7 protein-coding genes are annotated in these 6,796 nt (G+C 67.7%); 2 read left to right on the forward strand and 5 right to left on the reverse strand.

Features of this window, described 5'->3' with window-relative positions; all coding sequences use genetic code 11:
- Positions 1 to 104: 104 nt before the first annotated feature.
- Positions 105 to 1,142 carry an aspartate-semialdehyde dehydrogenase gene (locus V7Q42_RS12050; protein ID WP_333824320.1) on the reverse strand — a complete coding sequence of 346 codons (1,038 nt, stop codon included), beginning with the start codon at positions 1,140 to 1,142 and terminating at the stop codon, positions 105 to 107.
- Positions 1,143 to 1,477: 335 nt separating this feature from the next.
- Positions 1,478 to 2,308, reverse strand: coding sequence for a phosphatase PAP2 family protein (locus V7Q42_RS12055; protein WP_333824321.1), 831 nt, complete (start codon positions 2,306 to 2,308; stop codon positions 1,478 to 1,480).
- 139 nt (positions 2,309 to 2,447) lie between these two features.
- Between V7Q42_RS12055 and V7Q42_RS12060 the strand changes: the two genes are divergently transcribed.
- Complete coding sequence (locus V7Q42_RS12060; protein ID WP_333824322.1) at positions 2,448 to 3,098, forward strand: LysE family translocator; 651 nt, start codon at positions 2,448 to 2,450, stop codon at positions 3,096 to 3,098.
- Positions 3,099 to 3,102: 4 nt separating this feature from the next.
- Here V7Q42_RS12060 and V7Q42_RS12065 read toward each other — a convergent pair whose 3' ends face one another.
- Positions 3,103 to 3,744: a septation protein A gene (locus V7Q42_RS12065; protein ID WP_333824323.1), complete on the reverse strand. Its 642-nt coding sequence runs from the start codon at positions 3,742 to 3,744 to the stop codon at positions 3,103 to 3,105.
- Positions 3,745 to 3,886: 142 nt separating this feature from the next.
- Between V7Q42_RS12065 and V7Q42_RS12070 the strand changes: the two genes are divergently transcribed.
- Positions 3,887 to 4,696 (forward strand): hypothetical protein, encoded by an 810-nt coding sequence (locus V7Q42_RS12070; protein ID WP_333824324.1) that lies wholly within the window; start codon positions 3,887 to 3,889, stop codon positions 4,694 to 4,696.
- 66 nt (positions 4,697 to 4,762) lie between these two features.
- On the opposite strand, the gene V7Q42_RS12075 is transcribed toward V7Q42_RS12070, so the two are convergent.
- Complete coding sequence (locus V7Q42_RS12075) at positions 4,763 to 5,668, reverse strand: phytanoyl-CoA dioxygenase family protein (RefSeq protein WP_333824325.1); 906 nt, start codon at positions 5,666 to 5,668, stop codon at positions 4,763 to 4,765.
- 201 nt (positions 5,669 to 5,869) lie between these two features.
- On the reverse strand, positions 5,870 to 6,313 hold the full coding sequence (locus V7Q42_RS12080; protein ID WP_333824326.1) for a hypothetical protein: 444 nt from the start codon (positions 6,311 to 6,313) through the stop codon (positions 5,870 to 5,872).
- Positions 6,314 to 6,796 lie beyond the last annotated feature (483 nt).

Raw genomic sequence — 6,796 nt, forward strand, 5'->3', positions numbered from 1 at the left:
CCCGTCGTCAAGCTATGCGAGGCGGGCGCGTCCCGCGAGCCGAAAACACGATCGGCGCCCCGAAGGACGCCGATCGATTTTTTCGCGATGGAGGCGCCCGCGGCTCACGCCGCCTTTTCGGCTCGCGGCTTGATCAGCCCACGGTTGACCAGCACCTCGGCGATCTGCACCGCGTTGAGCGCCGCGCCCTTGCGCAGGTTGTCGGAGACGCACCAGAAGGCGAGGCCGTTCTCCACCGTGTTGTCCTCGCGGATACGGGAGATGTAGGTAGCGTCCTCGCCGGCCGCCTCGTGCGGGGTGATGTAGCCACCCGGCTCGTGCTTGTCGATCACCAGCACGCCCGGCGCCTCGCGCAGGATGTCGCGCGCCTCGTCGGCGGTGACCGGATTCTCGAACTCGACGTTGACCGATTCCGAGTGAGAGATGAACACCGGCACACGCACGCAAGTTGCGGTCAGCTTGATCTTCGGGTCGAGAATCTTCTTGGTCTCGGCCATCATCTTCCACTCTTCCTTCGTGAACCCGTCCTCCATGAACACGTCGATGTGGGGGATCAGATTGAAGGCGATACGCTTCGGGAACTTCTTCGGCTCGACCGGATCGGAGACGAAGATCGCCCGGGTCTGGGTGAACAGCTCGTCCATCGCATCCTTGCCGGCGCCCGACACCGACTGGTAGGTCGAGACGACCACACGCTTGATCTTGTACTCGTCGTGCAGCGGCTTCAGCGCCACCACCAGCTGGGCGGTCGAGCAGTTCGGATTGGCGATGATGTTCTTCTTGGTGAAGCCGACGATCGCATCGGCGTTCACTTCCGGAACGATCAGCGGCACCTCGGCGTCGTAGCGCCAGGCCGAGGAGTTGTCGATGACGACGCAGCCCTGGGCGCCGATCTTCGGCGACCATTCCTTCGACACCGAACCGCCGGCCGACATCAGGCAGATGTCGGTGTCGGAGAAGTCGTAGTTGTCGAGGACCTTGGTCTTCAGCGTCTTGTCGCCGAAGGAGACTTCCGTGCCGAGCGAGCGGCTCGAGGCGAGCGGCACGACTTCCGACACCGGAAATCCGCGCTCCGCCAGGATGTCGAGCATCTCGCGACCCACGTTGCCGGTGGCACCGACGATGGCGACCTTGTAACCCATGTGGAAAATTCCCCCGATCCTCGTCGTCTCTCCCGTTGTCGGAGAGGACCTCTGGTGCGCTTTTTCGAGGGATCGAAGAAGGGAACCGTTCGGTCCTCCGCTGCCCTCGTCACCCGCCGGGAGAGGGCTGCGGGAGGTCGAGAGCCTGCGTCAGCCGGCGACCGTGGTGGTCGCCGTCGTCATGGTCGTTTTGGTTTTCGTCGTGGTGACGAAGGCCATGATGACGTGTGGTCCCGAACAGTTGCGAAACCCGTCGCGCGGGTTCGCGATCGAAAAGCCCGAAAAGAGAGGGGAAGTCAAGCGCCGGAAAGGCACACTTCCGTCGCGGCGCGCACTCACCGCGCCCGGAACCACGCCGCCGGCCGGCGGGCGAGGCCGAGGAGCCGCTCCCCTACCCACTCGAGCCCGTCGTCGATGCGACCTTCGGTCATCGGCCCGACCTTGTCGATTAAGGCCCAGCGGCAGGCGAAGACGATCGTCGCGGTGAGCCCCCAGCCGATCACCACGTCGGAGAGGAAGTGGGCGCCGAAGGCCATGCGGTTGACCGAGATGGTGAGCGCCCAGGCGAGGACGGCGATCGTCGCCCCCCGGCGCCACCGCTCCGGCACGACGAAGACCAGGGCGATCAGCCACATCGCGCTCGACGCCTCGCCCGAGGGAAACGAGCAGTTGGTCTCGCACGCCCCGCCCGGCACCCAGGCCGGGAAGAACTCCATCGAGCCGCCGAATTCGCCGATCTGCCGCGGCCGCGGCCGCCCCCAGAACTCCTTGAGGATCGAATTGACCACGATCCCCGGCCCGAGCGCCATCGACGTGGCGAGGAACAAGAGTTTCCTCGACGATACCGCCCGCATCAGCATCGGCACGAAGAGCTTGCCGAGGAAGGCGACCACCAACGAGACGACGACGATCCGCGTGACGCCCATGCCGGCGTGGCGCACGTCGAGGAGGAAGCCGTTGCGGTCGGCCGGAAACCCGTCGGCGCCGTGATGGAAGAGCGACGCAACGGCGATGTCGAGACCGGGAAAGGCGAGCGCGAGCGCCGAGACGGCCGCTGTCGCCACCGCCACGCTCGCGCCGGGGCGTGCGCCGGTCGCCGCCACGGCGCGGCCGAGGCGCGCGCGAAGCGTCGCGACGATCTCTTCCGCACGGCTGACGTCCGTCATTCGCTCTCCTCGTTTTCTGCCCCGACATGTAACCTCGGCGGCGATGCGGCGAAAGCCCACTGCCGACATCCGCGGCCGCCTCATCCACCCGGCGAGCACCGCCGGGTCCCGCCGTCCCCGATCGATCGGAGGAAAACCCTTGTTCGTCGACCTCGCCGACCGCCTGCCCGATCTTGCGACCGTCTTCGCCTATGCCGCGGCGGTGATCCTGCTGGTGCTCACCCCCGGCCCGGACATGGCGCTCTTCCTCGGCCGAACGCTCGCCTCGGGCCGCGGCCCCGGTCTCGCCGCTCTCCTCGGCACCACCGCCGGCCTCTACGTCCACACCGCTTTCGCCGCCCTCGGCCTGTCGGCGCTCATCGCCGCCTCGCCGATGGCCTATGCGGTGTTGAAATGGGCGGGCGCCGCCTATCTCGTCTTCCTGGCGATCGAGACGCTGCGCCACGGCTCGGCCTTCGAGGTCCGCGGATCCGCCGAGACCATGTCCCTCGGCCGCGCCTTCCTCGTCGGTCTCGGCGTCAACATCCTCAATCCGAAGATCGTGCTGTTCTTCGTGACCTTCCTGCCGCAGTTCGTCGCCGCCTCCGACCCGCATGCCGCCTCCAAGCTCGCCGTGCTCGGCGGCCTCTACGGCGTCATCGGTTTTCCGATCTGCGTCCTCATGATCCTCGGCGCCGAGCGCGTCTCCGGCGCCTTCGCCCGTTCGGCCCGCCTGCGCCGCGGCCTCGACGTCGCCACCGCCGGCCTCTTCGGCGCCTTCGCCCTGCGTCTGGCGCTGTCGCGGAACTGAGGCTTCAGGCGTCCGTCGCGCCCTCGTCCGTCTCGATCGCGTGGCGCTGGATCAGCGGCACCTGGGCGAGGGCGAAGAGGAAGGTGAGCGGCATGATGCCGAACACCTTGAACGTCACCCACGTGTCGGTCGGGAAATTGCGCCAGACCACTTCGTTGAGGGCGGCGAGCACGAAGAAGAACAGGCCCCAGCGCAGCGTCAGCTTGCGCCAGCCCTCGTCGTCGAGATCGAAGACCGAATCGAAGACCACCCCGAGCAGCGGTTTGCCGAAGGCGAGGCCGCCGATCAGCGCCGTGCCGAACATGGTGTTCACGATGGTCGGCTTCAGTTTGATGAAGAGTTCGTCCTGCAGGATCAGCGTCAGCGAGCCGAACACCAGCACCACCACGCCGGAGACCAGCGGCATGATCGGCAGCCGGTGCATCAGCCGCCGCGACACCACCAGCGCCACGACCGTCGCCACCATCAGCGCCGCGGTCGCCGGATAGAGCCCGTGGGTCTTGCCGAAGACCGCGTTGACCGCGAAGAAGATGCCGAGCGGCCCGAGTTCCAGCACCAGCTTGCGCCAATCGTGACCCCGCACCGGCGGTTTCGCGTCCGTCGTCGCGGACGTCGTCCCGCCGCCGTTCTCGTCGCCTGCGCTCATCCGCTCCCCACTCGGTCGGTGCGTCGGTGCGCCTGTCGCACCGGGTCTCCGCACGCCCTTAACACATGGGATGCGTCTTCGTCGCCTGGAAGGCGGCGGATCGATTAGGCTCGGGGCATCGATTCGCCGGAGGGCCGTCCCCATGCTCGCCGAAGTGCTCGCTTGGGCCTTCACGCCCGCCACCCTCGATGCGCGGCGCACCGGCCATCTCGCTGCCGCCGTGTCGCTGTGGTCCCGCGCCCGCCGCTGCCGCGCCGACTGGTCGGCCCACGAGGCTCGCACCCACGCGATCGTCGAGCGCGCCATCACGGGCCTCGCGGAGCGGCGCACCTGTCTGGTGCTCGGCTCCGGTCTGATGCGCGACGTCTCGCTGCCGCGCCTCGCCGAGGTCTTCGAAAAAGTGATCCTGGTCGACGTCGTCCATCTCTGGCCGATCCGCCTCGCCGCGCGGCGCTTCGCCGACGTCCACCTCGTCGACCTCGACATCACCGGCACCACCGACCTGCTCCTCGATCGCGCCACCGGCATCGCCGACCCGCTCCGCCGCTTCCGCGCCGATGCCACCCTCGATCTGGTGATCTCCGCCAACTGCCTCAGCCAACTGGCGTTGCAGCCGGTCGAGCGGGCGCGTCGCCGCCACGGGCTCGCCCATATCCGCTACCCCGATCTCGGTCGCCGCATCGTCGAGGGTCACCTCGACGCGCTGCGCCGCTTCTCCGCCCGCGTCTGTCTCCTGACCGATTCCGAAGGTCTCGAGGTCGGCCCGAACGGCGAGATCCTCGACCGCTACGACCTGCTCGAAGGCGTGAAACTGCCGCCCGCCGACGACGACTGGGACTGGACGCTCGCCCCCCTCGGCGAGACCTCCCGCGACCACGCCGTCGTCCACCGTGCCCATGGCTACGCCGACTTCCACACCGCCGACGCCCGATTCCGGGCCTCGCACGGCTGACCGACGGCCATACCGAGATCGGCTCGGCACTCGCCCTCGCGGCTCACGACGCGACGCCGGACACCCTCACGAGGGCATCGGGAGGAAAGCGTGCGGGCGCTCGTAGCCGTAGACGGAGAGGCGGACCGATCCGGCCGCTGCCACACCCCGGCGATGGAAACCCAGCGTATCGGCGATGACCAACGTGTTCTCGGCGCAGGTCGCCCGCAGCGGCTCGGTGAAGCCGAGGGCCGAGAGATCGGCCTCGTCGGCCCGGAAGGCACCGCCGCCACCTCCGGCGGCCACCGCGGCCGCGGCCTTGGCCCGCTCCCATTCGAGCCGCCGCTCGTCGAGGCGATGACTGCCGGGATGGTATTCGAACGGGCCGTCTTCCGATCGCACCGGCCGAATGAAGTACCAGTACTTCATGCTCGAGAAGAACGTGTCGCGATGGAGATCCTTCTGGATGTCGTGGTTGTCCTCGCTGCCGTGCATCAGGAGATAGATCGACGTCTTGTGCTCCGACGTGCTGCGCCCGCATACCGCGCGCGACAGCGCCGCGAGCCGCGGGTGGCGCGCGAATTCGAGCGTCCGCGGCGTCGTTGCCGCATCGATGTTCAGAAAGCGATTGAGGGTGGCGCCGTCGTGGCGATCGAAACCACCTTCGAAATGTCTCGGTTTCCCGAAGCCGCGCCGGGTAGCGCCCCGCGGCGGCTCGCTCGCGTCGAACCGCGCCACGTGCGCCTCGATCTCGTCGCGGAGCGCGGCGAAGACGTCGGCCGGCAGGAAGTCGGGAACGATCGCCAGACCATCACGCGCGATCCGCTCGCGGATCGACGCATCGACCATCGGCGAGACCAGACCGCGGCGCACGGCGGCGACACGACGCGCCAGACGCATACGCCGAACATGCAGATCGAACGAGCGATTGAGCCCGGCGTGGCCGACCCAAGGGTCGGAAAAGCTCTTCTGCGACGACAATATGGAAAACATGCGCACCCGTTCTTGCCCAGCGACGACGAAACCGCCTCGGTGTCGTAGACGAATGCCCCCGACCGACTTCGAAAATACCGCAAAGCCGCCCCGCCGTCAGACTCGAAGTCGCCCGTCGTCGCCGAGCCGCTCATGACGTCCGAGATCTCACCGGGCGACGGATCGGACGGCTCCGTGCCGCTCGACAACAGTGCTCGCGGTTCAGTCGACGACACCGAGCGCATGCAGCTGTGGGAGACGGTCGGCGAGGAAGCGGTCGGCGAGCTGCCGGAGTTCGCCGAGGCGATCCGCCTCACCTCCCGCTCCGTCCCCGTCCGACCCGATGTCCCAACCCAGCATCGACAGGCATTCCCGCGCATGCTCGGCCCAATCGGCGGAGGTGCGCGAACCCGCGAGGTAGGCGTCGACGAACAACCGCTCGATCAGGTCGCAGGCGATCCCGCCGCCGGTGATCGGGCTCGCCAGAGCCGAAATCTCCGAGCCGTCGCGGGCGCGGCGGGCGATCTCGGCGTTCAACCGAGCGGTCCGCGGCCGCGCCGTCTGCGTCGCCTCGTCGCTCTGCACCAGAGCGACATCGCCCATCGCGACGAGAACGCTGATCGCCTCGAAGATCTGCCCGAGCGTCGTGCCCGGCGCGGCGGCCATATCGAAGAGATCGCCGATCCGGTGCGCCGCGAGATCGCGACGTCGTAGCCGCCGCTCCAGTTTTCGATCGGCATGCGAGAGGCCCCCCGGGGCGGTGGCCGGCCCCGTGAATCGCGGCGCGGAGAAGGACGATAGGAAGTCGCTCGCCGGCCGGCCATCGAGAAGTCGAGGCCCGGAGGGAACGAATGCATGATCATCGTCGGTGGTTCTCGTGAGCCGCCGGCCACGTCGCTCCCCGATCGCGGCACGTGTCCCGTGAGGTGGCGGAACCGGCGGCCCGACCAGCGGAACTCACCGTAATACCAAAGGCCGAAGGTGCTGACGCACCCGGCCTTCGAACACACGCGAATTTCTCTTTTTCGTCAGAGATATGAGAAATTCGCGTCAGGAATACCATCGGTCATTTCCAATGGCCGATGGTATAATGAGAGACCTGTGCGCGGATAGCCCTCGACGACCGTCTACTGACGTGATTCACTCAAT

Source organism: Pinisolibacter sp., assembly GCF_036782435.1.
Classification (GTDB): domain Bacteria; phylum Pseudomonadota; class Alphaproteobacteria; order Rhizobiales; family Ancalomicrobiaceae; genus CALBKH01.

Bases quoted from the DNA above. Each gene is read 5' to 3' on its own strand.
- V7Q42_RS12050 (WP_333824320.1), bottom strand. From the start codon at position 1,142: ATGGGTTACAAGGTCGCCATCGTCGGTGCCACCGGCAACGTGGGTCGC.
- V7Q42_RS12055 (WP_333824321.1), bottom strand. From the start codon at position 2,308: ATGACGGACGTCAGCCGTGCGGAAGAGATCGTCGCGACGCTTCGCGCG.
- V7Q42_RS12065 (WP_333824323.1), bottom strand. From the start codon at position 3,744: ATGAGCGCAGGCGACGAGAACGGCGGCGGGACGACGTCCGCGACGACG.
- V7Q42_RS12070 (WP_333824324.1), top strand. From the start codon at position 3,887: ATGCTCGCCGAAGTGCTCGCTTGGGCCTTCACGCCCGCCACCCTCGAT.
- V7Q42_RS12075 (WP_333824325.1), bottom strand. From the start codon at position 5,668: ATGTTTTCCATATTGTCGTCGCAGAAGAGCTTTTCCGACCCTTGGGTC.
- V7Q42_RS12080 (WP_333824326.1), bottom strand. From the start codon at position 6,313: ATGGCCGCCGCGCCGGGCACGACGCTCGGGCAGATCTTCGAGGCGATC.